Below are 23,300 nucleotides of genomic sequence, written 5' to 3' on the forward strand. Positions count from 1 at the left end.
AGCAGTTTCAAAACCCCTGTGGGGTGCGGGTGTGCCAGTCAGTGTTGAGCTGATACTGGTGGGCAACGTTCAACAGGCGACCTTCCTGGAAATACGGGGCGAGCAATTGCACGCCGACCGGCAGGCCGTCGACAAAACCGGCTGGCATGGACAAGCCCGGCAGACCGGCGAGGTTGGCGGTGATGGTGTAGACGTCTTCCAGGTACGCAGCAACCGGGTCGCTGCTCTTGGCGCCAAGCTTCCAGGCCGGGTTTGGCGTGGTTGGGCCGAGGATGATGTCGACCTCATTGAAGGCAGCCATGAAGTCGTTCTTCACCAGGCGGCGAATCTTCTGCGCCTTCAGGTAGTAGGCGTCGTAGTAACCCGCCGACAGCGCGTAGGCACCGACCATGATCCGGCGCTGCACTTCCGCGCCGAAACCTTCGCCACGGGAACGCTTGTACAGGTCTTCCAGGTTTTTCGGGTCTTCGCAGCGATAGCCGAAACGTACGCCGTCGAAACGCGACAGGTTGGAAGAGGCTTCTGCCGGGGCGATCACGTAATACGCAGGGATCGCGTGTTGCATGTTCGGTAGGCTGATTTCCTTGACCACGGCACCGAGCTTTTCCAGCTCCTTGACGCTGTTGTGGATCAGCTCGGCAATGCGCGGGTCGAGACCGGCGCTGAAATACTCTTTAGGAACGCCGATGCGCAGGCCTTGCAGCGAACCGTTGAGGCCGGCGCTGTAATCCGGCACGGGCTCGTCGATGCTGGTGGAGTCTTGCGGGTCGAAACCGGCCATGCCTTGCAGCAGGATTGCGCAGTCTTCGGCAGTGCGCGCCAATGGGCCGCCCTGATCGAGACTGGAGGCGTAAGCGATCATGCCCCAGCGCGAAACGCGACCGTACGTCGGTTTCAGGCCGGTCAGGTTGGTAAACGCGGCCGGCTGGCGGATCGAACCGCCGGTGTCGGTGGCAGTGGCGGCCGGTAACAGACGAGCGGCAACGGCTGCGGCCGAGCCACCGGACGAACCGCCGGGCACGTGTTCCAGGTTCCACGGGTTTTTCACTGCGCCGTAGTAGCTCGACTCGTTGGCCGAACCCATGGCGAATTCGTCCATGTTGGTCTTGCCCAGGGTCACGGCACCCGCGGCGGCCAGCTTGGCGACCACGGTGGCGTCGTATGGGGCTTTAAAGTTGTCGAGCATCTTCGATCCGCAGCTGGTGCGGATGCCCTGGGTGCAGAACAGGTCTTTATGGGCGATCGGCGCACCGAGCAGGGCGCCGCTCTCACCATTGGCCCGGCGTGCGTCAGCGGCTTTCGCCTGCTGGAGCGCCAGGTCTTCGGTGAGGCTGATGAAACTGTTGAGCTGAGGGTCGAGCTGGGCGATACGCGCCAGCAGGGTTTTGGTCAGCTCTTCGGAAGAAAACTTTTTATCGGCGAGTCCGCGGGCGATCTCGGCCAGAGTCAATTGATGCATTGCAGGCTCTTTCCCTTTAGTCGATGACTTTCGGAACCAGGTACAGGCCGTTTTCGACCGCTGGTGCGATGGACTGATAGGCCTCGCGATGATTGGTCTCGGTCACGACGTCTGCACGCAGGCGCTGGCTGGCTTCCAGTGGGTGGGCGAGCGGCTCGATACCGTCGGTATTGACCGCCTGCATTTCGTCGACCAGTCCCAGAATGCTGTTCAGGGCCGAAGTGATGTGTGGAAGATCGGCATCATTAAGGCCAAGACAGGCCAGATGAGCGATTTTTTCCACGTCGGAGCGTTCAAGCGTCATGGGATTCTCCAGTGGAAGGAAAACAGAACGGATGCTATCCGTGTGTTAGATTGTCGGAACACTACCGCATTTCTACGGTCATAAGGCCGCGATTGTGGGGGTTGGTGCACAGAAAAGCGGCCAATTTAACATATTGGCGCCTTGCCCAAAATCCCTGTCGTTGTTAGAGTTTGCCGCACTTTTTTACCCACGCGTTGCCTAGGGTCCCTTTCCCATGTTCAAGAAACTGCGTGGCATGTTTTCCAGCGATCTTTCCATTGACCTGGGCACTGCCAACACCCTTATTTACGTGCGCGAGCGCGGTATCGTCCTGAATGAGCCCTCGGTTGTGGCTATTCGGACACACGGTAACCAGAAAAGTGTCGTTGCTGTCGGCACCGAGGCCAAGCGCATGCTCGGCCGTACGCCGGGCAACATTGCTGCCATTCGTCCGATGAAGGACGGCGTGATTGCCGACTTCAGCGTCTGCGAAAAGATGCTGCAATACTTTATCAACAAGGTTCACGAAAACAGCTTCCTGCAGCCTAGCCCTCGTGTGTTGATCTGCGTTCCGTGCAAATCCACCCAGGTTGAGCGTCGTGCCATCCGTGAATCGGCCCTCGGTGCCGGTGCCCGTGAAGTGTTCCTGATCGAAGAGCCAATGGCTGCTGCGATCGGTGCCGGCCTGCCGGTTGAAGAAGCTCGCGGCTCGATGGTTGTCGATATCGGTGGCGGTACCACTGAAATCGCGCTGATCTCCCTGAACGGTGTGGTTTACGCCGAGTCCGTACGGGTTGGCGGCGACCGCTTCGACGAAGCGATCATCACTTACGTGCGTCGCAACTACGGTAGCCTGATCGGCGAATCCACTGCCGAGCGCATCAAGCAGGAAATCGGTACTGCCTACCCGGGCGGCGAAGTTCGCGAAGTCGACGTTCGTGGCCGTAACCTGGCCGAAGGCGTTCCACGCGCATTCACCCTGAACTCCAATGAAGTGCTGGAAGCTCTGCAAGAGTCCCTGGCCACCATCGTTCAGGCTGTGAAAAGTGCACTGGAGCAATCGCCTCCGGAACTGGCTTCCGATATCGCCGAGCGTGGTCTGGTACTGACCGGTGGTGGCGCCTTGCTGCGTGACCTCGACAAGTTGCTGGCCCAGGAAACCGGTCTGCCGGTAATCGTCGCGGAAGATCCGCTGACCTGCGTTGCTCGCGGCGGTGGCCGTGCATTGGAAATGATGGATAAACACACCATGGACCTGCTGTCGAGCGAGTGATCTCGCCCGACGCATCTATGCTGTTGGCGCGCAGGCAGCACTTTGCAGTGCTGCCTGTTGGCGTTTATCTTCTGTCAGTCTGCATCCAGGCCGGTTTGATGCCGTATGAATAAAGAGAACATTTGCCTGGGAGGAGCGGCTTATTAAACCGCTTTTCACCAAAGGGCCTTCACTGGGCGTGCGCTTGTTGGTGCTGGTCGTGCTATCGGTCGCGCTGATGGTGGTCGATGCCCGCTTCACACTGCTCAAGCCAGTGCGTAGCCAAATGTCGCTGGTGCTGATGCAGTCTTACTGGATCACCGACCTGCCACAGCGGTTATGGCAGGGTGTGGCCAGCCAGTTTGGCAGCCGTACCGAACTCGTCGCCGAAAACGAAAAACTCAAAACCGAAAACCTGCTGTTGCAAGGCCGCATGCAAAAGCTTGCCGCCCTCACCGAGCAGAACGTTCGGCTGCGCGAGTTGCTCAACTCCTCCGCGCTGGTCAACGAGAAGGTCGAAGTGGCCGAGCTGATCGGCATGGACCCCAATCCCTTCACCCATCGCATCATCATCAATAAAGGTGAGCGTGACGGTGTGGTCCTCGGTCAGCCGGTGCTCGATGCCCGTGGCTTGATGGGCCAGGTGGTCGAGTTGATGCCATACACCTCTCGTGTGCTGTTGCTGACCGACACCACTCACAGCATTCCGGTGCAGGTGAACCGCAACGGTCTGCGGGCGATTGCCAGCGGCACCGGTAACCCGGAACGCCTGGAGCTGCGTCACGTGGCCGATACCGCCGACATTAAAGAAGGCGATCTGCTGGTCAGCTCTGGTCTGGGTCAGCGGTTCCCGGCGGGTTATCCGGTAGCGACGGTCAAGGAAGTGATTCACGATTCCGGTCAGCCGTTCGCTATTGTGCGTGCCGTGCCGACCGCCGCCTTGAACCGCAGCCGTTACCTGTTGCTGGTGTTCACCGACGGCCGCACGGCCGAAGAGCGCGCCAACGAAGCTGCCCAGGCTCAAGAAGCCTTGGACCAGCACGGTGGTGGACCAATCATTCCAGCGACAGTGCCGAAACCTGCCATCGTCCCGGCTGCTGTCGCTGCACCCGTGACTCCGGTTGCGCCGACGGCTACCCCAGCGGCTACAACCCTGCCCAAACCTGCGGCAACTCATCCTGCTCCTGCGAAACCTGCCGCCAGCAAGCCTCCCGCGACGCAGCCTGCGGCTGCTAAACCGCCGGCCACGCCACCCGCTGCCGTGAAGCCTGCAGCCAAACCGCCTGTCTCTGCGCCGGCTACCACTGGGGGACGAGAATAATGGTTGGTGCTACTGCCTCCCGAAACGACTGGATGGTCTGGCTGACATTCGCCATAGGTATGCTGCTCAGCGTTTCGCCGCTGCCACAATTCATGGAAATCCTCCGTCCACTGTGGCTGGCCTTGCTGCTGGCATTCTGGGCGTTAGCCATGCCGCAGAAAGTCGGGATGGTCACCGCGTGGTGCCTGGGCCTGGCCGAAGACGTGCTTTATGGCACGCTGCTGGGCCAGAACGCATTGATCCTGACGCTGATCACGTACCTGGTGCTGGCGCTGCAACAGCGTCTGCGCATGTTCCCGATGTGGCAACAGAGCCTGGTGATCCTGGTGATCTTCGGCCTCGCGCAGCTTGTTCAACTATGGCTCAGCGCCCTGACCGGCAATCGTCAGCCGACGCTGGCGCTGGTCTTGCCGGCACTGGTCAGCGCATTGCTCTGGCCGTGGATCAGCTACGGTTTGCGCGGTTTGCGTCGACGCTACAAAATCAATTAATTCGGTCAGGCATTTGCCCGCACCTCGACAAGGGAGATGTCTTGATGAAGTTGTTGTACCTCGCCTCAGGCTCGCCGCGTCGGCGTGAACTGCTCACGCAGATCGGCGTGCCGTTCTCCGCCATCAGCGCGGACATCGATGAAACCCCTTTAGAAAATGAATCCCCTTCGGCCTATGTCGAGCGCCTGGCGTGCGGCAAAGCCGAGGCCGGGCGCGGGACTGTCGTGTCCGCCGCAGATTTTTGCGTGCTGGGCGCCGACACCGCCGTGGTGCTGGACGGAAAAATTCTCGGCAAGCCGGTTGATGAAGCCGAGGCGTGCGCCATGCTTATGATGTTGTCCGGGTGTGAGCATGAAGTCCTGACGGCGATTGCGGTGCTCGATGGTGAGCGTTGCGAGTCTCGGGTGGTGAGCAGTCTGGTGCGTTTTCGCAACATCAGTCGTGATGAAGCGGTGACCTACTGGGCCAGCGGCGAGCCGCAGGACAAGGCCGGCGGCTACGGCATTCAAGGGCTCGGCGCGGTGTTTGTCGCCGGGCTCAATGGCAGTTACTCGGCGGTGGTCGGACTACCTCTGTGCGAAACCGCTGAGCTGCTTGGCCATTTCGGCATACCCTGTTGGCAAACCCTTAACGCGCGTTGAGCGTCGTACTGACAAGATGCGGCCATTATCGTGAACATGCCTGAACGAGACCCTGCCATGAGTGAAGAGATCCTGATCAACATCACGCCGATGGAATCGCGCGTGGCGGTGGTTGAAAACGGTGTTCTGCAAGAGGTCCACGTCGAGCGCACGCAAAAGCGCGGGATCGTCGGCAACATCTATAAAGGCAAGGTCGTGCGGGTATTACCCGGCATGCAGGCGGCTTTCGTCGACATCGGACTGGACCGCGCCGCGTTCATTCACGCCTCGGAAATCTCCCTGCGCGAAGGCCCTGCGGTCGAGAGCATCAGCGCTCTGGTTCATGAGGGTCAGAGCCTGGTGGTGCAAGTGACCAAGGACCCGATCGGCTCCAAAGGCGCACGCCTGACGACTCAGTTGTCGATTCCATCGCGTTATCTGGTGTACATGCCGCGCACTGCACACGTTGGCATTTCGTTGAAGATTGAAGACGAAGCCGAGCGTGAACGTCTCAAACAAGTGGTCACTGATTGCGTGGCCAAAGAAGGCATCCAAGAGGCCGGTGGCTTCATCCTGCGTACCGCTGCCGAAGGTGCCGGTGCCGATGAAATCCTCATGGACATCCGCTACCTGCGTCGGCTCTGGGATCAGATCAACGAGCAGATCAAAACCATCAGCGCACCGAGTGTGATCTACGAAGACCTCGGCCTGGCGCTGCGCACCTTGCGTGATCTGGTGAGCCCGAAGATCGAGAAGATCCGGATCGACTCCCGGGAAACCTTCCAGAAAACCACACAGTTCGTCGCCGAGCTGATGCCGGAAATCGCCGATCGTCTTGAACATTACCCGGGTGAGCGGCCGATCTTCGACCTGTACGGCGTCGAAGACGAAATCCAGAAGGCCCTGGAGCGCAAAGTCCCGCTGAAGTCCGGCGGTTACCTGGTGGTCGATCCGGCGGAAGCCATGAGCACCATCGACGTCAACACCGGGGCGTTCGTCGGTCATCGCAACCTCGAAGAAACCATTTTCAAGACCAACCTCGAAGCCGCGACCGCCATTGCTCGCCAGCTGCGCCTGCGCAACCTGGGCGGGATCATCATCATCGACTTCATCGACATGGAAGATGAAGAGCACCAGCGTCAGGTGCTGCGCACCCTCGAGAAGCAACTGGAGCGCGATCACGCCAAGACCAACATCATCGGCATCACCGAGTTGGGCCTGGTGCAGATGACCCGCAAGCGTACCCGTGAAAGTCTTGAACAAGTGCTGTGCGAGCCGTGCAGCAGCTGTCAGGGTCGCGGCAAGCTCAAGACGCCGGAAACCGTTTGCTACGAGATTTTCCGCGAAATCCTCCGAGAGGCTCGCGCCTATCAGGCGGAAGGCTATCGTGTATTGGCAAACCAGAAAGTGGTCGACCGTTTGCTCGATGAAGAATCGGGCAATGTCGCCGAGCTCGAAGGTTTTATCGGGCGCACCATCAGGTTCCAGGTGGAAACCATGTATTCCCAGGAACAATACGACGTGGTGCTGCTCTGAATCGCTGTAATTCAACCCTGTTAGAACGGCTGGCCTCAGCTTTTTGCAGTATTTTTGCCATGGGAGCCAACTGACATGGAACGTCTGACACGCATTTTGGCCGCACTGACCCGCTGGGGGCTGGGGCTGTGTGCGTTGGCATTGGTGTTGATGGCGTTATACGTCAGCCTCGGCCGAGAGCTGACGCCGCTGGTGGCCGAGTACCGTGCCGAAGTCGAAGCCAAAGCCAGCGCTGCCTTGGGCATGCCGCTGACTATCGGCGAATTGGAAGGCAACTGGAGCGGCTTTGCGCCGATCATGCTGGCTCACGATGTGATGGTCGGCGAGGGCGCCAATGCCCTGCGGCTGGATCAGGTGCGCGCGGTGCCGGATCTGTGGGCCAGTCTGCTGGCTCGTGAAGTGCGCATCGCTCACCTGGAACTCAGCGGCCTGAAGATCAGCTTCAAGGAAAGCGAGGACGGGACTTGGGCGCTGGAAGGTTTGCCGGTGCAGCAGGATCAGCCGCTGGATCCTGAACAAATGCTCAATCGCATGCAGAGGGTTCAGCAACTGTCGGTACTCGATAGCCAGGTCACTTTGCAGCCACTGCAAGAGCAGCCGCTGACCCTGACTTACGTCGGGTTGAATCTGAAAACTGGCGTCTCCCGCCAGCGACTCGACGCCCGTTTGACCCTGCCCGACGGACAACCGGTGGCCATCAATCTGCGTACCCGTCTGCGCGCCAGCGAATGGAAAGACGGCGAGGCCGAAGCTTATTTGAGCCTGCCGCAAAGCGACTGGTCGAAATGGTTGCCTGAGCGCCTGACCCAACAATGGAATTTTTCCGAGTTCAAGGCCGGCGGCGAGCTTTGGGTGAACTGGAACAGGGGCGCCCTGCAAAGTGCTGCGATTCGCTTGAACGCGCCGCAACTCAAGGGCGCGTACGGCGAGCGCAAGCCGATCCAGATCAACAATCTAGCGCTCAATGGCTATTTTCAGCGCAGCTCCGAAGGCGTGCTGGTTACCCTGGATTCGCTAGCTATGAACCTTGGCGAGACCCGTTGGGAATCGCATCTGCAACTCAAACAAAATGCGGCGACCGACAAGACTGAAGAGCTTTGGCATCTGCAAGCCGACCGTCTCGATCTCACCCCGATCACCCCGATACTGAATGCCTTGGGGCCGCTGCCCGAAGGCATCGCCACCGCCGTCGAGCGACTCAAAGTGACCGGCGGCCTGCGCAACGTGCTGATCGACTTCCGGCCCAATGCCACCGACGACAGCAAATTCAGCTTTGCCGCCAACCTGGATCGGGTCGGCTTCGATGCCTATCACGGCGCTCCGGCGGCGCGAAATGTCAGTGGCAGCATCAGCGGTGATCTGGGTGGTGGCGAGCTGCGCATGGACAGCAAGGATTTTTCCCTGCACCTGGACCCGATCTTCGCCAAGCCATGGCAGTACATTCAGGCCAATGCCCGACTGACCTGGAAGCTCGACAAAGAAGCCTTCACCTTGATCGCGCCATACCTGAAGGTGCTGGGCGAGGAGGGCAAGATTGCTGGCGACTTCCTGATCCGCCTGCATTTCGACCACACCCAGGAAGACTACATGGACCTGCGGGTCGGTCTGGTGGACGGCGACGGTCGTTACACCGCCAAGTACTTGCCGACAATGCTCAGCCCGGGGCTGGACGAATGGCTGCGTACGGCGATTCTCAAAGGTGCGGTGGACGAAGGCTTCTTCCAGTACCAGGGTTCGCTGAACCACGGGGCCGCCGAGACTGCCCGCAGCATCAGTCTGTTCTTCAAGGTTCACGATGCGGAACTGGCCTTCCAGCCAGGCTGGCCACATGTCAGCAAGGTCACGGGTGACGTGTTTGTTGAAGACAGCGGTGTGCGGATACTGGCCAGCAAGGGTCAATTGCTCAATACCGAGGTCAGCGACATTTACGTCAATATTCCCCATGTGCCAGCAGGGCAAAACGTCCATCTGTTCCTCGACGGCGGATTCGCGGGCGGGTTGGGCGATGGCCTGAAGATTCTCCAGGAAGCGCCGATCGGCACCGCAGCCACCTTTGCCGGTTGGGAAGGTGAAGGCGATCTGCAAGGCAAACTGAAACTGGATATTCCGCTGGTCAAAGGCGAGCAGCCGAAGATCCTCGTCGACTTCAAGACCGCCAAGGCCCGTCTGAAACTGGCCGAGCCAACCCTGGAGCTGACTCAGCTCAAGGGCGATTTCCGTTTCGACAGCACCAAGGGTTTGAGTGGGCAAAACATCACCGCGCGCGCTTTTGATAAACCTGTCACCGCACAGATTTTCGCCGATGGCGGCCCCGGCAACCTCAAGACTCGCGTCGCTGCCTCGGGCCAGGTCGAGGTCAAGAGACTGACGGACTGGCTGAGTGTTACTCAGCCGTTGCCAGTGTCCGGTGTGATCCCTTATCAGCTGCAACTGAACCTTGATGGGGCCGACAGTCAATTGATGGTCAGCTCCAACCTCAAGGGCGTAGCAATCGATTTGCCGGCGCCGTTCGGCATGGCAGCCGACGTCGGTCGCGACACCACGTTCCGCATGACGCTGCAGGGGCCGGAGCGACGCTACTGGGTCAACTACGGTGAGCTGGCGAACTTCACGTTTGCGGCGCCGGCCGGCAACTTTGCCGACGGTCGCGGTGAGTTGTTCCTGGGGGGCGGCAATGCCGTGTTACCCGGCGCCAAAGGCCTGCGGGTGCGCGGTGTGCTGTCGGAACTGGACGTCGGCCCCTGGAAGGACCTGGTAGACAAGTACGCCGGCCAGGATCCGGGCGGCAACGCCAAACAGTTGCTCAGCAGCGCGGATTTCAAGATTGGCAAGCTCAGCGGTGTCGGCACTACGCTCGATCAGGCGTCGGTGCAGTTGAACCGCAAACCTGCCACATGGGCCTTGCAACTCGACAGTCAGCAGGTCAAGGGCAGCGCCAGCATCCCCGATGCGAAAGCCACGCCGATTGCGATCAATCTGCAATACGTGCGTTTGCCGGCGCCAGACCCGACGGTCCTGGCCGACGAAAACTCGCCAGATCCGCTGGCCTCGGTGGATCCGACGAAGATCCCGGCACTGGATATCACCATCAATCAGCTGTTCCAGGGCAACGACCTCGTCGGGGCCTGGTATCTGAAAGTTCGTCCGACCGCCAAGGGCATTGCGTTTACCACGCTGGATCTGGGCCTCAAGGGCATTCTCCTGCAGGGCAGCGGCGGTTGGGAAGGTATGCCCGGTTCCAGCAGCAGCTGGTACAAAGGCCGGATCAGCGGCAAGAATCTCGCCGATGTGCTGAAGGGCTGGGGATTTGCGCCGAGTGTCACCAGTGAAGATTTTCATATGAATGTCGATGGTCGCTGGCCCGGTTCGCCGGCCTGGCTGGCCACCAAGCGCTTCTCTGGAACCCTCGATGCTTCGCTGAATAAAGGCCAGTTCGTTGAAGTTGAGGGCAGCGCCCAGGCATTGCGCGTGTTTGGCTTGCTGAACTTCAACTCCATCGGCCGCCGGCTGCGCCTGGACTTCTCCGACCTGTTCGGCAAAGGCTTGAGTTACGACCGGGTCAAAGGCCTGCTGGTCGCGAACAACGGCGTATACGTGACGCGTGAGCCGATCCTGTTGACCGGTCCGTCGAGCAACATCGAACTCAACGGGACGCTGGACCTGGTGGGCGATAAGGTCGATGCCAAGTTGCTGGTGACGTTACCTGTGACCAACAACCTGCCGATTGCCGCGCTGATCGTCGGTGCACCGGCTATCGGCGGCGCGCTGTTCCTGATCGATAAGCTGATCGGTGACCGTGTGGCGCGTTTCGCCAGCGTCCAATACACCGTCAAGGGGCCGTGGAAAGAGCCGAAAATCACCTTCGACAAGCCTTTTTGACAACGCCACGCCTAAGGCCGATGGAGTAGCATGGCCGTAAGTCCCTGTAGGAGCTGACGAGTGAAACGAGGCTGCGATCTTTTGATTTTTCCTTTTAAGATCAAGATCAAAAAATCGCAGCCTCGTTTCACTCGTCAGCTCCTACAGGTATGTGTTGATTCCAGATCAGGAAAAGGCCATGTCTGTAGCGGTGATTCAAATGGTCAGCCAGAGCGATGTGCTGGCCAATCTGGCCCAGGCCCGTCGGCTGCTCGAGCAAGCGGCGACCAGTGGTGCGCAGCTTGCCGTACTGCCGGAAAACTTCGCCGCCATGGGCCGTCGCGACATCGCCGACATTGGCCGCGCCGAGGCATTGGGCGAAGGCCCGATCCTGCCATGGTTGAAACAGACCGCCCGCGACCTCAAGTTATGGATAGTGGCCGGCACATTGCCGTTGCCGCCGGTGGATCAACCGACGGCCAAAGTGCATGCCTGCTCGTTGCTGGTGGATGACCACGGCGAAACCGTTGCACGGTATGACAAGTTGCACCTTTTCGACGTCGATGTGGCGGACAATCGCGGGCGTTATCGCGAATCCGATGACTATGCTTATGGCAGTGGGGTTGTCGTGGCGGACACGCCTGTCGGTCGAGTCGGGCTGACAGTGTGTTACGACCTGCGCTTCCCGGAGCTGTACAGTGAGTTACGCGCGGCCGGTGCGGAGTTGATTACCGCGCCGTCGGCCTTTACCGCGGTGACCGGCGCGGCGCATTGGGAGGTGTTGATTCGCGCGCGGGCCATCGAAACTCAATGTTATGTGCTCGCGGCTGCCCAGGGTGGGACGCATCCGGGGCCGCGAGAAACCTTTGGCCATGCCGCGATTGTCGACCCGTGGGGACGTGTGCTGGCGCAACAGGATCAAGGCGAGGCCGTGCTGCTGGCCGAACGCGATAGCAGCGAACAGGCGTCCATCAGGGCGCGGATGCCGGTGTCCAGTCACCGGCGATTTTTCTCGCAGGGCGCCCGGCGACCTGCCTCAGAACGATGAATTTAAGGCGTAAAGCATATGAGCGAGTTGTTGTCCTCAGTCAGTGAACACCTCCTGGCGCCCGGCGGCGTAACAATCGAGAGCCTGCAAGGGGTGCTCGGCGATCTGGCCGGCCCGGGCATCGATGCTGCCGACCTGTATTTCCAGGGGCAGATTTCCGAGTCCTGGGCGCTGGAAGACGGGATCGTCAAAGAAGGCAGCTTCAATCTCGACCAAGGTGTCGGCGTGCGCGCGCAATCGGGTGAGAAAACCGGTTTTGCCTACAGCAATGCCATTACTCTCGAAGCCCTCGGCGCCGCGGCCCGTGCGGCGCGTTCGATCTCCCGCGCCGGTCAGAACGGCACGGTGCAAGCGTTCACGACCCAGGATGTCGCCCAGTTGTACGGGCCGGACAACCCGTTGGAAGTGATGACCCGTGCCGAGAAGGTCGAACTGCTCAAGCGTATCGACGTCGCGACTCGCGCCCTCGACCCGCGTATCCAGCAAGTCACCGTGAGCATGGCCGGTGTCTGGGAACGAATCCTCGTGGCTTCCACCGATGGCGGCCTGGCTGCCGATGTACGGCCGTTGGTGCGCTTTAACGTCAGCGTGATCGTCGAGCAGAACGGTCGCCGTGAGCGCGGCGGTCATGGCGGTGGCGGTCGTACCGATTACCGTTATTTCCTCAGCGATGACCGCGCCATGAGCTACGCCCGTGAAGCGTTGCGTCAGGCGTTGGTGAATCTGGAAGCCATCCCTGCGCCGGCCGGTACGTTACCGGTGGTGCTGGGTTCGGGTTGGTCCGGCGTGTTGCTGCACGAAGCAGTCGGCCACGGTCTGGAAGGCGACTTCAACCGCAAGGGCAGTTCCGCCTACAGCGGGCGCATGGGCGAGATGGTTGCGTCCAAGCTTTGCACCATCGTCGATGACGGCACGCTGGCCGGGCGTCGCGGTTCCCTGAGCGTCGATGATGAAGGCACCCCGACCGAGTGCACGACACTGATCGAAAACGGCGTACTCAAAGGCTATATGCAGGACAAGCTCAACGCCCGTCTGATGGGTGTGGCCCGTACCGGTAACGGTCGTCGCGAATCCTACGCGCACCTGCCGATGCCGCGCATGACCAACACCTACATGCTGGCTGGCGAAAGCGACCCTGCAGAAATCATCGCCTCGGTGAAGCGCGGCATCTACTGCGCCAACCTCGGCGGCGGTCAGGTGGACATCACCAGCGGCAAGTTCGTGTTCTCCACCAGCGAGGCTTACCTGATCGAAGACGGCAAGATTACTGCCCCGGTCAAAGGCGCGACGTTGATCGGCAATGGCCCTGAAGCGATGAGCAAGGTGTCGATGGTCGGTAACGATCTGGCGCTGGACAGCGGCGTCGGGACGTGTGGCAAGGATGGGCAGTCGGTGCCGGTGGGTGTCGGCCAGCCAACGCTGAAAATCGATGCGATCACTGTGGGTGGCACAGGATCTTGAGGGATGGAGCTTCGGGTGAACCGCGTAGCGACTCACCCGATTCGGGACTTAACGCAGACCGCGTTGAGTCTCGTCCAGCTCACGGATGTACTTGAAGATTTTACGGCTCGATGCCGGTGGCTTGTTGGTCGCCAGTTCGTGCTGGGCCTGACGGATCAGGGAGCGCAATTGCTGACGATCAGCCTCCGGGTAGTCGACCACGAACTTCTCCAGGACCGCATCGTCGCCAGCGATCAAGCGATCACGCCAGCGTTCCAGGCCATGGAAACGTTCGTTGTACTGCCGAGTGGAGGCATCGAGTTGATCGAGCAGAGTCAGAATGGCGTCAGTGTCCTGATCGCGCATCAGTTTACCGATGAACATAAGGTGCCGTTTACGCGCGATATTCGCGGTGTGCTTGGGCGCATCGGCCAGTGCCCGGCGCATAGCGTCGGTCAACGGCAGTTTTGCCAGCAAGTCAGGCTTGAGCGTTGTAAGGCGCTCGCCGAGGTCAACCAGAGCATGAAGCTCGCGTTTAACCTGGGATTTGCTTTTTTCTCCCGTATCGAGGGAGTCGTCGTAAGAATCAACCATGGTGGCCGTCCGCAAAGAAACGCCGCCATGATAACCAGTCGGGGGCCGCTTGTCCGGCCCGGTCGCTCGAAGGCCCCAGCCGAAAGCAGAATTTGAGTGGAGAACAGCATGAGTGCAGTTGAAAGCGTCGGCCCACAAGCGTTGCCGGCACTGCAAGAACAAGTCGAGCAGATCATCGCTGAAGCCAAGCGCCAGGGTGCCAGTGCCTGTGAAGTGGCGGTGTCCCTGGAGCAGGGCCTGTCGACCTCGGTGCGTCAGCGTGAAGTCGAAACCGTCGAATTCAACCGCGATCAGGGTTTCGGCATCACCTTGTACGTTGGCCAGCGCAAGGGCTCGGCCAGCACATCCGCCAGCGGCCCGGAGGCGATTCGCGAAACCGTCGCCGCCGCGCTGGCCATCGCCAAGCACACGTCGGAAGACGAAGCTTCGGGCCTGGCAGACGCCGCGCTGATGGCCAAGGATCTGCAGGATTTCGATCTGTTCCACGAATGGGACATCACCCCGGAGCAAGCCATCGAGCAGGCCCTGGCCTGTGAAGCGGCGGCGTTTGCCACCGACAGCCGGATCAAGAACGCCGATGGCACCACCCTCAGCACCCATCAGGGCTGCCGTGTTTATGGCAACAGCCATGGTTTTATCGGCGGTTACGCGTCGACCCGGCACAGCCTGAGCTGCGTGATGATCGCCGAGGCCGACGGCCAGATGCAGCGCGATTACTGGTACGACGTGAACCGTCAGGGCAACTTGCTGGCCGACCCGGTGAGCATCGGCCAGCGTGCCGCGCAACGAGCGGCGAGCCGTCTGGGCGCGCGCCCGGTGCCGACCTGCGAAGTGCCGGTGCTGTTTTCCGCGGAGCTGGCCGGTGGTTTGTTCGGCAGTTTCCTCTCGGCGATCTCCGGCGGCAGCCTGTATCGCAAATCCTCGTTCCTTGAAGGTACGCTGGGGCAGAAACTGTTCCCGGAATGGCTGACCATCGATGAGCGTCCGCACTTGATGCGGGCCATGGGCAGTTCGGCGTTCGATGGTGATGGTCTGGCAACTTACGCCAAACCGTTCGTCGAAAAAGGCGAGTTGGTGTCGTACATCCTTGGCACGTACTCCGGCCGCAAACTCGGCATGCCGAGCACCGCCAACGCCGGCGGCGTGCACAACCTGTTCGTCACCCATGGCGACGAAGACCAGGCAGCCTTGCTGCGCCGTATGGGTCGCGGCCTGCTGGTGACTGAATTGATGGGTCAGGGTCTGAACATGGTCACTGGCGATTACTCCCGTGGCGCGGCGGGTTACTGGGTCGAGAACGGCGAAATCCAGTTTGCGGTCCAGGAAGTGACCATCGCCGGCAACATGCGTGACATGTTCAAACAGATCGTTGCGGTGGGTAATGACCTGGAACTGCGCAGCAACATCCGTACAGGTTCTGTGCTGATAGAACGCATGACGGTGGCGGGTAGCTAAACCCACCGATACAAAAGAGGCGCGCCACCCATTGGGTGGCGCGCCTTTTTTTATGCGCCTTGCGCAGTCCCCTGTGGGAGCAAGCTCGCTCCCACATTGAACAGCATGTATTTCGCCGGGGTTGTTTTGGTTCTCATTATCATCTAATAATAAATCTCATTACCGAATGGGCCCGGATCATGAGTTCTGCCTTGCACGAGCAGCCTTACCTCGAAAGCTGGCGCTGGATGAGTCGCCAGATCCGTTGCGCGATGGACCCTGACGAGCCCCGCCTGATCGAACATTACCTGGCCGAAGGTCGTTATCTCGCCTGTTGCACGGCAACCTCTCCCTGGACCATCGCCGAAACTTCTTTGCGCCTGTTACTCGACACCGCCGCCGATGTCGCGCTGCCCTGGCACTGGCGCACCTTTTGTCTGGACCAGGCCTGGCGGCCGTTGCGCGACCTGGAACGCCTCTCATTGTGCAAATGCCGCCTCAAGCGCTGGCAGAGCTACACCTGGCAACTGGCGACCTGCGAGTTGCAGCCCTCGATTCCTCTCATAGAACAGGTGCAAGGATTTTCTGATGAGTAGGGTCTGTCATCAGTTATTTCCTATGCCGCGCCGGGCCTGCTGTGGTGCAGGGCAAGGCGCGAGGAGCGTGGTTTGGTCATTCCAAATAAGCTCCGAGCAACGCAGCCCTGCGCCACAGCAGGCCCGGCCCTCCGGGTTGTGTCTGAAAGCGGGCCAGACTGCGTTGCAGTCCTTGGCAAGGGAAAAACATTACCAGCGGACTGCGCCTTGCCTGGCCCGCTTTCATACACAACGCGGCATAGGAAATAACTGATGACAGACCCTCAGACACGCATTGAACGCGACAGCATGGGCGAACTTCAGGTCCCAGTGGATGCGCTCTATGGCGCGCAGACCCAGCGCGCGGTGGATAACTTTCCCATCAGCGGCAAACCAATGCCCGTGCAGTTCATTCGCGCGCTGATCCTGGCCAAGGCCGCCGCTGCCCGAGCCAACGTCGAGCTCGAACAAATCAGCGAATCCCAGGGCACAGCCATCGTCGATGCGGCGCTGGGTCTGCTCCAAAGCGACTTCATGCAGCATTTTCCGGTGGATATCTTCCAGACCGGTTCCGGCACCAGTTCGAACATGAACGCCAACGAAGTGATCGCCACCCTGGCCAGCCGCCTGCTCGGCGAGCCGGTGAACCCCAACGATCACGTCAATTGCGGCCAAAGCAGCAACGACATCATCCCGACCACCATCCACGTCAGTGCTGCGTTGGCGTTGCACGAGCAATTGTTGCCGGCGCTGGTGCGTTTGGTTCAGGTGATCGAGCGCAAGGCCGATGAGGTTCATCACCACGTCAAAACCGGCCGCACTCACTTGATGGACGCGATGCCGGTGCGCATGAGCCAGGTGCTCAACGGTTGGGCGCAGCAGCTCAAGGCCAACATCGGTCATCTGCAGGATCTGCTGCCGAGTCTGCAATCCCTGGCTCAGGGCGGCACGGCAGTGGGCACCGGAATCAACGCTCATCCGCAATTCGCGGCGCGTTTCAGTGAGCAACTGAGCAAGCTGACCCGAGTGCAATTCAAACCGGGCGAGGATCTGTTTGCGCTGATCGGCTCCAAGGACACGGCGGTCAGTGTTTCCGGTCAGCTCAAGGCCACGGCCGTTTCGCTGATGAAAATCGCCAACGACCTGCGCTGGATGAACTCCGGCCCGCTGGCCGGTCTTGGTGAAATCGAGCTCGAAGCCTTGCAGCCGGGTTCTTCGATCATGCCTGGCAAGGTCAACCCGGTGATCCCGGAAGCGACCGCCATGGTCGCCGCTCAGGTCATCGGCAATGACACGGTCATCACCATTGCCGGTCAGTCGGGCAATTTCGAGCTGAACGTGATGCTGCCGATCATCGCCCAGAACCTGCTGAGCAGCATCGAGTTGCTGACCAACTCCAGCCATCTGCTGGGTGAAAAGGCCATCGCCAGCTTCAAGGTCAACGAAGCCAGGCTGAAGGAAGCGCTGTCGCGTAACCCGATCCTGGTCACCGCACTCAACCCGATCATTGGTTACCAAAAAGCCGCGGAGATCGCCAAGAAGGCCTATCAACAGGGCCGGCCGGTGATCGATGTCGCTCTGGAACACACCGATCTGACGCGCAGCCAGCTTGAGGTCTTGCTGGACCCGGAAAAGCTCACCGCAGGCGGCGTGTAACCACCGCAACCGCTTTGGAGGTTCACCATGGAACACTGGAAACGCACGATCGAACGGGCAAATCGTTGTTTCATGCTGGGCGAATACGTCGATGCCCGCGAGGCTTACTTGCAGGCATTGGCCCTGGCCTAGGTGTTGTTCGAGCGCTGGGCAGATGCCGACGAGGCGGTCGCGGCCTGCGTGATTTCCCACCACAACCTGGCGGATCTGCATTTGCGTCTGAACCAGCCGGAGGAGAGCGCCGAGTACTTGTGCGCCATCCATCAACGGTTGTTGCAGACCATGCAGGATCCGCGACTGTCGCCAGCCCTGCGTGAAGCAGCATTGCGCCAGAGCAGTAAAACCTACGTCGAGCTGCTGAACTTCATCAGCGAACACGGCGAATACCCGCGTACGCATCGATTGCTGCACATCGATGCCGCCTCGCCTGCGCCCCTACATCATGGAGTTCATTGAAATGGCTTTTACCTTGCCTGCCTTGCCCTACGCCTACGACGCCCTGGAACCGCACATCGATGCGCAGACCATGGAAATCCACTACACCAAGCATCACCAGACCTACATCAACAACCTCAACGCTGCGGTGGAAGGCACCGAGTTTGCCGAGTGGCCGGTGGAGAAACTGGTGTCTGCTGTCCAGCAACTACCGGAGAAGCTGCGCGCGGCGGTGATTAATCAGGGCGGCGGGCATGCCAACCATTCGCTGTTCTGGGAAGTGATGGCGCCCAACGGCGGCGGCAATCCTGAAGGCTCGTTGGCTGAGGCGATCGATGAGCAACTGGGCGGCCTGAGCAGTTTCAAGGAAGCCTTCACCAAAGCCGCGCTGACTCGTTTCGGCAGTGGCTGGGCGTGGCTCAGTGTGACGCCGCAAAAGACACTGGTCGTTGAAAGCAGCGGCAATCAGGACAGTCCATTGATGAACGGCAATACGCCAATCCTCGGCCTGGATGTCTGGGAGCACGCTTATTACCTGCAGTACCAGAACCGTCGCCCGGAATACATCAACGCGTTCTACAACGTGATCAATTGGCCTGAAGTCGCTGCGCGCTATCAGGCTGCACTGGTTTAAGACTTCTGCAAAAACAATCCAAGGCTGGCTATGGGCACTGAAACACTGGCGATCGGAAGTGGACGAATGTTTCGTTACGCATTCGGATCGCTGTTACTGCTGGCAGGCATGACGTTATTGGTTGCCCAAGGCTTGGCGTGGCTGGACCTCGAGCCGAAACTGCTGCGCGCGCTGCAAGGTGGGGCGATCTGCGCTTTGGGCACTGCCTTGGGCGCGGTGCCCGTGCTGGTGATTCGACGGATGCCCCAGGCGGTCAGCGATTCACTGCTTGGCTTCGGGGCCGGGGTAATGCTCGCGGCGACAGCGTTTTCGTTGATCGTTCCTGGGATTTCTGCCGCTGAAAACCTGGGGCTGACGCCTTGGGCGGCCAGCGGACTGATCAGTTTCGGCATCATGTTGGGGGCGTTCGGGCTGTTTCTGGTGGATCGAAAGGTCTCCGGAGCCAGCCCGGAAATGTTGGTTGGCACTCTTGAACGGCCGGTGATTCCACCGCGAATCTGGCTATTTGTGTTTGCGATCATTGCCCACAACATCCCCGAGGGCATGGCGGTCGGTGTGTCGGCGGGGGGTGGCATGCCCGACGCCGATAGCCTGGCCATGGGCATCGCCTTGCAGGATGTGCCGGAAGGTCTGGTGATCGCGCTGGTATTGGCCGGGGCAGGGATGTCGCGGGTCAAGGCGTTCCTGATTGGTGCTGCGTCAGGGGTGGTCGAGCCGGTCTTCGCGTTGCTGTGTGCCTGGCTGGTGAGCCTGGCCGAATTGTTGTTGCCCTTGGGGTTGGCACTGGCGGCCGGGGCAATGTTGCTGGTGGTCACCCATGAAGTCATCCCTGAGTCGCGCCGCAATGGTCACGACAAGCTTGCAAGTCTTGGGTTGCTGATCGGGTTTTGCTTGATGATGGTGATGGATACGGCGTTGGCTTAGCTGCAGAGCACGAACTTTGTAGCAGCTGGCGAAGCCTGCGTTCGGTTCGGTTCGGGCCGCGTTCGGACGAAGCAGTCGCCAGTTCGAAATTTGTGGTGCGTCAGTTCAACCGCGCGTGTATTTACGACTGCTGCGTCCGAACGCGGCCCGAACCGAACGCAGCCTTCGGCAGCTGCTACAGGGCGAGTGTTATTCGCCTTCGCCGAAGTAGTCATTGATCAAATTAACCAATGCCTGCAGCGCCTCATCAGCCTGTTCACCTTCGGTGCTCAGGTGGATTTTGGTGCCCTTGCCTGCAGCGAGCATCATCATTGCCATGATGCTTTTTCCGTCGACCGTGGATTCCGGCGTGCGTCCTACTCTGATCGTGCAATCCTTGAACTCACCGGCGACGCCAACGAATTTTGCAGAAGCGCGGGCATGCAGGCCCAGCTTGTTGATGATTTCAATTTCCAGAGCAGGCATCGCGGTGTGAATCCTTTAGCTGAGGTCGCGGTGGCGAACCTGGACGTTCTTCAGGGATTTTTGCAGGGCCTGGCCCAGACGTTCGGTCAGGTAGACGGAGCGGTGATGGCCGCCGGTGCAACCAATGGCAATGGTGACATAAGCGCGGTTGCTGGCGGCGAAGCGTGGTAGCCACTTGAACAAGTAGGTGGAGATGTCCTGGAACATCTCTTCGACGTCCGGCTGTGCCGCCAGGTACTCGGCAACCGGTTGGTCGAGCCCGGATTGATCGCGCAACTCTGGCTTCCAGTAAGGGTTCGGCAGGCAGCGCACGTCGAACACCAGATCAGCGTCCACCGGCATGCCACGCTTGAAGCCGAAAGACTCCACCAAGAACGCCGTACCGGGTTCCGGCTGGTTCAGCAGGCGCAGCTTGATGGTATCTCGCAGCTGATACAGGTTCAGGTTGGTGGTGTTTACTTTGAGATCGGCGAGGTCGGCAATCGGCCCGAGCAGGGCGGTCTCATCGTTGATGGCCTCGGCCAGCGAGCGATTGGCATTGCTCAGCGGGTGGCGACGGCGGGTTTCCGAGAAACGTTTGAGCAAGGTTTCTTCGTCGGCGTCCAGATAAAGCACATCACACTGGATATGCCGGCTGCGCACTTCTTCCAGCAATTCGGGAAACCGCGACAAGTGACTCGGCAAGTTACGCGCATCGATGGATACGGCAACCAGCGGTTGTGCCAGCTCGGTGTGAATCAACGCGCGTTCGGCCAGTTCCGGCAACAGACCGGCGGGCAGGTTGTCGATGCAGTAGTAGCCGTTGTCCTCGAGAACATCGAGTGCGGTACTTTTACCTGAGCCGGAGCGGCCACTGACGATGATCAAGCGCATGATTAGTGACCGTTTTGCTCGTCCAGGACAACCTGATACAAGGCTTCATTGCTCGGGGCACTGCGCAGTTTCTCGCGCACTTCCTTGCGGTCGAGCATGCTGGCGATCTGGCGCAGTAACTCCAGGTGCGCATCGGTAGCGGCTTGCGGGACCAGCAGAACGAACAGCAGGTCAACCGGGGCACCGTCGATGGCGTCGAAATCAATGGGTGCATCAAGGTGCATCAGGGCGCTGATGGGCGAGGTGCAGCCCTTCAGGCGGCAGTGGGGAATGGCGATGCCATTGCCAAAACCGGTTGAGCCGAGTTTTTCACGGGCAATCAGAGCCTCGAAGACATCTTGCATCTCCAGATCCGGCACTTCTTTGTGGATAAGGTTGGCAATTTGCTCGAGGGCTTTCTTTTTACTGCCACCCGGCACGTTCACGAGGGAACGGCCGGGGGTCAGGATGCTTTCAAGTCGGATCATGGGTTGGGAGTGTTAACGACCGGTCGCGCCCTGGAGGAGGCTTTGGGTCTTTTCCTTATGCTTTTTGAGTTGTTTATCCAGCTTGTCGGTCAGTGCGTCGATCGCCGCGTACATATCGGTATGCTCCGCGTTTGCGACTACTTCATTGCCGGGAATATGCAGCGTGGCTTCGATTTTCTGCTTGAGCTTTTCGACCGTCATCGTGACCTGCACGTTGGTGATCTTGTCGAAATGCCTCTCTAATCGTTCGAGTTTTTCGCCGATGTAGGTGCGAAGAGGTTCGGTCACTTCCAGTTGGTGTCCACTGATGTTGACTTGCATACAGCTTCTCCTTCGTTGCCAGTGCATAAAGCGGCAGGCAGAAATGCCTGCCACTGGAACGCTGTGGCGTGGCTCTACATCAACCGCTTGCGTTCGCTCGAAGGCGCGATCCCGAGGGATTCGCGGTACTTGGCGACGGTGCGGCGAGCCACCTGAATGCCTTGTGCCTCCAGTAAACCAGCGATCTTGCTGTCACTCAACGGCTTTTTCTGATTTTCCGCGGCAACCAGTTTTTTGATGATCGCGCGGATCGCCGTGGACGAGCATTCACCGCCCTCGGAGGTGCTGACGTGGCTGGAGAAAAAGTATTTCAGTTCATATATGCCCCGTGGGGTATGCATGAATTTCTGCGTTGTCACCCGTGAAATCGTCGACTCGTGCATGCCCACCGCTTCGGCGATGTCATGCAGGACCAGCGGTTTCATGGCTTCGTCGCCGTATTCAAGAAAGCCGCGCTGATGCTCGACGATCTGAGTGGCTACTTTCATCAGGGTTTCGTTGCGGCTTTGCAGGCTCTTGATGAACCAGCGGGCCTCTTGCAACTGATTGCGCATGAAGGTGTTGTCGGCGCTGGTGTCGGCGCGGCGCACGAAACCGGCGTATTGAGCATTGACCCGCAGTCGTGGCACGGATTCCTGGTTCAGTTCCACCAGCCAGCGTTCGTTGTCCTTGCGTACGATCACGTCGGGAACGACGTATTCGGCTTCGCTGGACTCGATTTGCGAGCCTGGGCGCGGGTTGAGGCTCTGCACCAGTTCAATCACTTGGCGCAGTTCGTCTTCCTTGAGCTTCATGCGACGCATCAGCTGGCTGTAATCGCGGCTGCCGAGCAGGTCGATATAGTCGGTGACCAGGCGTTTGGCCTCGACCAGCCAAGGCGTCTTGGCGGGCAACTGACGCAATTGCAGCAGCAGGCATTCGCCCAGATTGCGGGCACCGATGCCAGCAGGTTCGAATTGCTGGATGCGGTGCAGGACGGCTTCGATTTCGTCCAGTTCGATGTCCAGTTCCGGGTCGAAGGCTTCGAGAATCTCCTCGAGGGTTTCGTCCAGGTAGCCCTGATTGTTGATGCAGTCGATCAGGGTCACGGCGATCAGGCGATCGGTGTCGGACATCGGGGCCAGGTTCAGTTGCCACAGCAGGTGGCTTTGCAGGCTTTCGCCGGCCGATGTCCGGGTGGTGAAGTCCCACTCGTCGTCATCGTTGCTCGGCAGGCTGCTGGCGCTGGTCTGATAGACGTCTTCCCACGCGGTATCGACGGGCAGTTCATTGGGGATGCGCTCGTTCCAGTCGCCTTCCTCGAGGTTATCCACCGTCGGGGCGGTTTCCTGGTAGGAGGGTTCCTGAATGTCGACGTTGGGTTGCTGTTCGGCTTTATCGGCCAAGGGGTCGGCGTTATCGAAGTCGTCGCCTTCTTCCTGGCGTTCGAGCATCGGATTGGACTCCAGGGCCTCCTGGATTTCCTGTTGCAGGTCCAGGGTCGACAATTGGAGCAGGCGGATGGCCTGTTGCAGCTGCGGTGTCATCGTCAGCTGCTGGCCCATTCTCAAGACTAGCGATGGTTTCATGGCAGGGGCTTAACACCTTATTCGCCGGCGCACATGCGCCATCCAC

21 protein-coding genes and 1 pseudogene are annotated in these 23,300 nt (G+C 59.8%); 14 read left to right on the forward strand and 8 right to left on the reverse strand.

Annotation, left to right across the window (positions count from 1 at the left end; all coding sequences use genetic code 11):
- Nucleotides 1–7 precede the first annotated feature (7 nt).
- Both gatA and gatC read right to left on the reverse strand, forming a co-directional pair.
- Nucleotides 8–1,459, reverse strand: coding sequence for an Asp-tRNA(Asn)/Glu-tRNA(Gln) amidotransferase subunit GatA (gatA, locus tag ACMXYH_RS05260; protein WP_415766515.1), 1,452 nt, complete (start codon nt 1,457–1,459; stop codon nt 8–10).
- A gap of 16 nt (nt 1,460–1,475) precedes the next feature.
- Nucleotides 1,476–1,763 carry an Asp-tRNA(Asn)/Glu-tRNA(Gln) amidotransferase subunit GatC gene (gene gatC / locus ACMXYH_RS05265; RefSeq protein ID WP_008026876.1) on the reverse strand — a complete coding sequence of 96 codons (288 nt, stop codon included), beginning with the start codon at nt 1,761–1,763 and terminating at the stop codon, nt 1,476–1,478.
- Nucleotides 1,764–1,977: 214 nt separating this feature from the next.
- On the opposite strand from gatC, the gene mreB reads away from it, so the two are divergent.
- The 8 genes from mreB (at nt 1,978) to tldD (ending at nt 13,329) form a co-directional block, all read left to right on the forward strand.
- Nucleotides 1,978–3,015: a rod shape-determining protein MreB gene (gene mreB / locus ACMXYH_RS05270; RefSeq protein WP_002555108.1), complete on the forward strand. Its 1,038-nt coding sequence runs from the start codon at nt 1,978–1,980 to the stop codon at nt 3,013–3,015.
- Between the two features lie 142 nt (nt 3,016–3,157).
- On the forward strand, nt 3,158–4,315 hold the full coding sequence (gene mreC / locus ACMXYH_RS05275) for a rod shape-determining protein MreC (protein ID WP_129438506.1): 1,158 nt from the start codon (nt 3,158–3,160) through the stop codon (nt 4,313–4,315).
- On the forward strand, nt 4,315–4,806 hold the full coding sequence (gene mreD / locus ACMXYH_RS05280; protein WP_129438504.1) for a rod shape-determining protein MreD: 492 nt from the start codon (nt 4,315–4,317) through the stop codon (nt 4,804–4,806). Before mreC ends, mreD begins: the two co-directional genes overlap by 1 nt.
- A gap of 44 nt (nt 4,807–4,850) precedes the next feature.
- On the forward strand, nt 4,851–5,447 hold the full coding sequence (locus tag ACMXYH_RS05285) for a Maf family protein (protein WP_415766516.1): 597 nt from the start codon (nt 4,851–4,853) through the stop codon (nt 5,445–5,447).
- A 57-nt stretch (nt 5,448–5,504) separates the two neighbouring features.
- Nucleotides 5,505–6,962, forward strand: coding sequence for a ribonuclease G (gene rng, locus ACMXYH_RS05290; protein WP_033058026.1), 1,458 nt, complete (start codon nt 5,505–5,507; stop codon nt 6,960–6,962).
- 75 nt (nt 6,963–7,037) lie between these two features.
- Nucleotides 7,038–10,841: a YhdP family protein gene (locus tag ACMXYH_RS05295; RefSeq protein WP_415766517.1), complete on the forward strand. Its 3,804-nt coding sequence runs from the start codon at nt 7,038–7,040 to the stop codon at nt 10,839–10,841.
- A 178-nt stretch (nt 10,842–11,019) separates the two neighbouring features.
- Nucleotides 11,020–11,868: a carbon-nitrogen hydrolase family protein gene (locus ACMXYH_RS05300; RefSeq protein WP_129438496.1), complete on the forward strand. Its 849-nt coding sequence runs from the start codon at nt 11,020–11,022 to the stop codon at nt 11,866–11,868.
- Between the two features lie 18 nt (nt 11,869–11,886).
- Nucleotides 11,887–13,329: a metalloprotease TldD gene (gene tldD / locus ACMXYH_RS05305; RefSeq protein ID WP_008148876.1), complete on the forward strand. Its 1,443-nt coding sequence runs from the start codon at nt 11,887–11,889 to the stop codon at nt 13,327–13,329.
- Between the two features lie 48 nt (nt 13,330–13,377).
- Here tldD and yjgA read toward each other — a convergent pair whose 3' ends face one another.
- Nucleotides 13,378–13,902 (reverse strand): ribosome biogenesis factor YjgA, encoded by a 525-nt coding sequence (yjgA, locus tag ACMXYH_RS05310; protein ID WP_033058015.1) that lies wholly within the window; start codon nt 13,900–13,902, stop codon nt 13,378–13,380.
- Between the two features lie 108 nt (nt 13,903–14,010).
- Between yjgA and pmbA the strand changes: the two genes are divergently transcribed.
- The 6 genes and pseudogenes from pmbA to ACMXYH_RS05340 all read left to right on the forward strand — a co-directional run bounded on the left by pmbA (nt 14,011) and on the right by ACMXYH_RS05340 (nt 19,560).
- The gene (gene pmbA / locus ACMXYH_RS05315) at nt 14,011–15,357 is read left to right on the forward strand and encodes a metalloprotease PmbA (protein ID WP_134422008.1); all 1,347 of its coding nucleotides are present in this window, start codon (nt 14,011–14,013) and stop codon (nt 15,355–15,357) included.
- Nucleotides 15,358–15,536: 179 nt separating this feature from the next.
- Nucleotides 15,537–15,932, forward strand: coding sequence for a FagA protein (locus ACMXYH_RS05320; protein ID WP_129438490.1), 396 nt, complete (start codon nt 15,537–15,539; stop codon nt 15,930–15,932).
- 252 nt (nt 15,933–16,184) lie between these two features.
- On the forward strand, nt 16,185–17,567 hold the full coding sequence (locus ACMXYH_RS05325) for a class II fumarate hydratase (protein WP_415766518.1): 1,383 nt from the start codon (nt 16,185–16,187) through the stop codon (nt 17,565–17,567).
- 27 nt (nt 17,568–17,594) lie between these two features.
- Nucleotides 17,595–18,023 (forward strand): annotated as a pseudogene (locus tag ACMXYH_RS05330) (hypothetical protein).
- Between the two features lies 1 nt (nt 18,024).
- Complete coding sequence (locus ACMXYH_RS05335; RefSeq protein WP_415766520.1) at nt 18,025–18,636, forward strand: superoxide dismutase; 612 nt, start codon at nt 18,025–18,027, stop codon at nt 18,634–18,636.
- 30 nt (nt 18,637–18,666) lie between these two features.
- A complete protein-coding gene (locus tag ACMXYH_RS05340; protein ID WP_415766521.1) occupies nt 18,667–19,560 on the forward strand; it encodes a ZIP family metal transporter in 894 nt (297 codons plus the stop codon).
- 189 nt (nt 19,561–19,749) lie between these two features.
- Here ACMXYH_RS05340 and ACMXYH_RS05345 read toward each other — a convergent pair whose 3' ends face one another.
- The 5 genes from ACMXYH_RS05345 to ACMXYH_RS05365 form a co-directional block, all read right to left on the reverse strand.
- On the reverse strand, nt 19,750–20,025 hold the full coding sequence (locus ACMXYH_RS05345) for an HPr family phosphocarrier protein (RefSeq protein ID WP_033058002.1): 276 nt from the start codon (nt 20,023–20,025) through the stop codon (nt 19,750–19,752).
- Nucleotides 20,026–20,040: 15 nt separating this feature from the next.
- Nucleotides 20,041–20,898: an RNase adapter RapZ gene (gene rapZ / locus ACMXYH_RS05350; RefSeq protein ID WP_046045854.1), complete on the reverse strand. Its 858-nt coding sequence runs from the start codon at nt 20,896–20,898 to the stop codon at nt 20,041–20,043.
- Between the two features lie 2 nt (nt 20,899–20,900).
- Nucleotides 20,901–21,365 carry a PTS IIA-like nitrogen regulatory protein PtsN gene (ptsN, locus tag ACMXYH_RS05355; RefSeq protein WP_008150761.1) on the reverse strand — a complete coding sequence of 155 codons (465 nt, stop codon included), beginning with the start codon at nt 21,363–21,365 and terminating at the stop codon, nt 20,901–20,903.
- Between the two features lie 12 nt (nt 21,366–21,377).
- Nucleotides 21,378–21,686 (reverse strand): ribosome hibernation-promoting factor, HPF/YfiA family, encoded by a 309-nt coding sequence (gene hpf / locus ACMXYH_RS05360; RefSeq protein ID WP_007941242.1) that lies wholly within the window; start codon nt 21,684–21,686, stop codon nt 21,378–21,380.
- A gap of 74 nt (nt 21,687–21,760) precedes the next feature.
- Nucleotides 21,761–23,254, reverse strand: a complete 1,494-nt coding sequence (locus ACMXYH_RS05365) for an RNA polymerase factor sigma-54 (protein ID WP_046045855.1) — start codon at nt 23,252–23,254, stop codon at nt 21,761–21,763.
- Nucleotides 23,255–23,300 lie beyond the last annotated feature (46 nt).

This window comes from Pseudomonas frigoris, assembly GCF_047758635.1.
GTDB lineage: Bacteria > Pseudomonadota > Gammaproteobacteria > Pseudomonadales > Pseudomonadaceae > Aquipseudomonas > Aquipseudomonas frigoris.

Bases quoted from the DNA above. Each gene is read 5' to 3' on its own strand.
- mreD (WP_129438504.1), top strand. From the start codon at position 4,315: ATGGTTGGTGCTACTGCCTCCCGAAACGACTGGATGGTCTGGCTGACA.
- ACMXYH_RS05345 (WP_033058002.1), bottom strand. From the start codon at position 20,025: ATGCCTGCTCTGGAAATTGAAATCATCAACAAGCTGGGCCTGCATGCC.
- ACMXYH_RS05325 (WP_415766518.1), top strand. From the start codon at position 16,185: ATGACAGACCCTCAGACACGCATTGAACGCGACAGCATGGGCGAACTT.
- ACMXYH_RS05285 (WP_415766516.1), top strand. From the start codon at position 4,851: ATGAAGTTGTTGTACCTCGCCTCAGGCTCGCCGCGTCGGCGTGAACTG.
- mreB (WP_002555108.1), top strand. From the start codon at position 1,978: ATGTTCAAGAAACTGCGTGGCATGTTTTCCAGCGATCTTTCCATTGAC.
- tldD (WP_008148876.1), top strand. From the start codon at position 11,887: ATGAGCGAGTTGTTGTCCTCAGTCAGTGAACACCTCCTGGCGCCCGGC.
- rng (WP_033058026.1), top strand. From the start codon at position 5,505: ATGAGTGAAGAGATCCTGATCAACATCACGCCGATGGAATCGCGCGTG.
- gatA (WP_415766515.1), bottom strand. From the start codon at position 1,459: ATGCATCAATTGACTCTGGCCGAGATCGCCCGCGGACTCGCCGATAAA.
- ACMXYH_RS05335 (WP_415766520.1), top strand. From the start codon at position 18,025: ATGGCTTTTACCTTGCCTGCCTTGCCCTACGCCTACGACGCCCTGGAA.
- ACMXYH_RS05300 (WP_129438496.1), top strand. From the start codon at position 11,020: ATGTCTGTAGCGGTGATTCAAATGGTCAGCCAGAGCGATGTGCTGGCC.
- yjgA (WP_033058015.1), bottom strand. From the start codon at position 13,902: ATGGTTGATTCTTACGACGACTCCCTCGATACGGGAGAAAAAAGCAAA.
- pmbA (WP_134422008.1), top strand. From the start codon at position 14,011: ATGAGTGCAGTTGAAAGCGTCGGCCCACAAGCGTTGCCGGCACTGCAA.
- hpf (WP_007941242.1), bottom strand. From the start codon at position 21,686: ATGCAAGTCAACATCAGTGGACACCAACTGGAAGTGACCGAACCTCTT.
- ACMXYH_RS05320 (WP_129438490.1), top strand. From the start codon at position 15,537: ATGAGTTCTGCCTTGCACGAGCAGCCTTACCTCGAAAGCTGGCGCTGG.
- ptsN (WP_008150761.1), bottom strand. From the start codon at position 21,365: ATGATCCGACTTGAAAGCATCCTGACCCCCGGCCGTTCCCTCGTGAAC.
- rapZ (WP_046045854.1), bottom strand. From the start codon at position 20,898: ATGCGCTTGATCATCGTCAGTGGCCGCTCCGGCTCAGGTAAAAGTACC.
- gatC (WP_008026876.1), bottom strand. From the start codon at position 1,763: ATGACGCTTGAACGCTCCGACGTGGAAAAAATCGCTCATCTGGCCTGT.
- ACMXYH_RS05340 (WP_415766521.1), top strand. From the start codon at position 18,667: ATGGGCACTGAAACACTGGCGATCGGAAGTGGACGAATGTTTCGTTAC.
- ACMXYH_RS05365 (WP_046045855.1), bottom strand. From the start codon at position 23,254: ATGAAACCATCGCTAGTCTTGAGAATGGGCCAGCAGCTGACGATGACA.
- ACMXYH_RS05295 (WP_415766517.1), top strand. From the start codon at position 7,038: ATGGAACGTCTGACACGCATTTTGGCCGCACTGACCCGCTGGGGGCTG.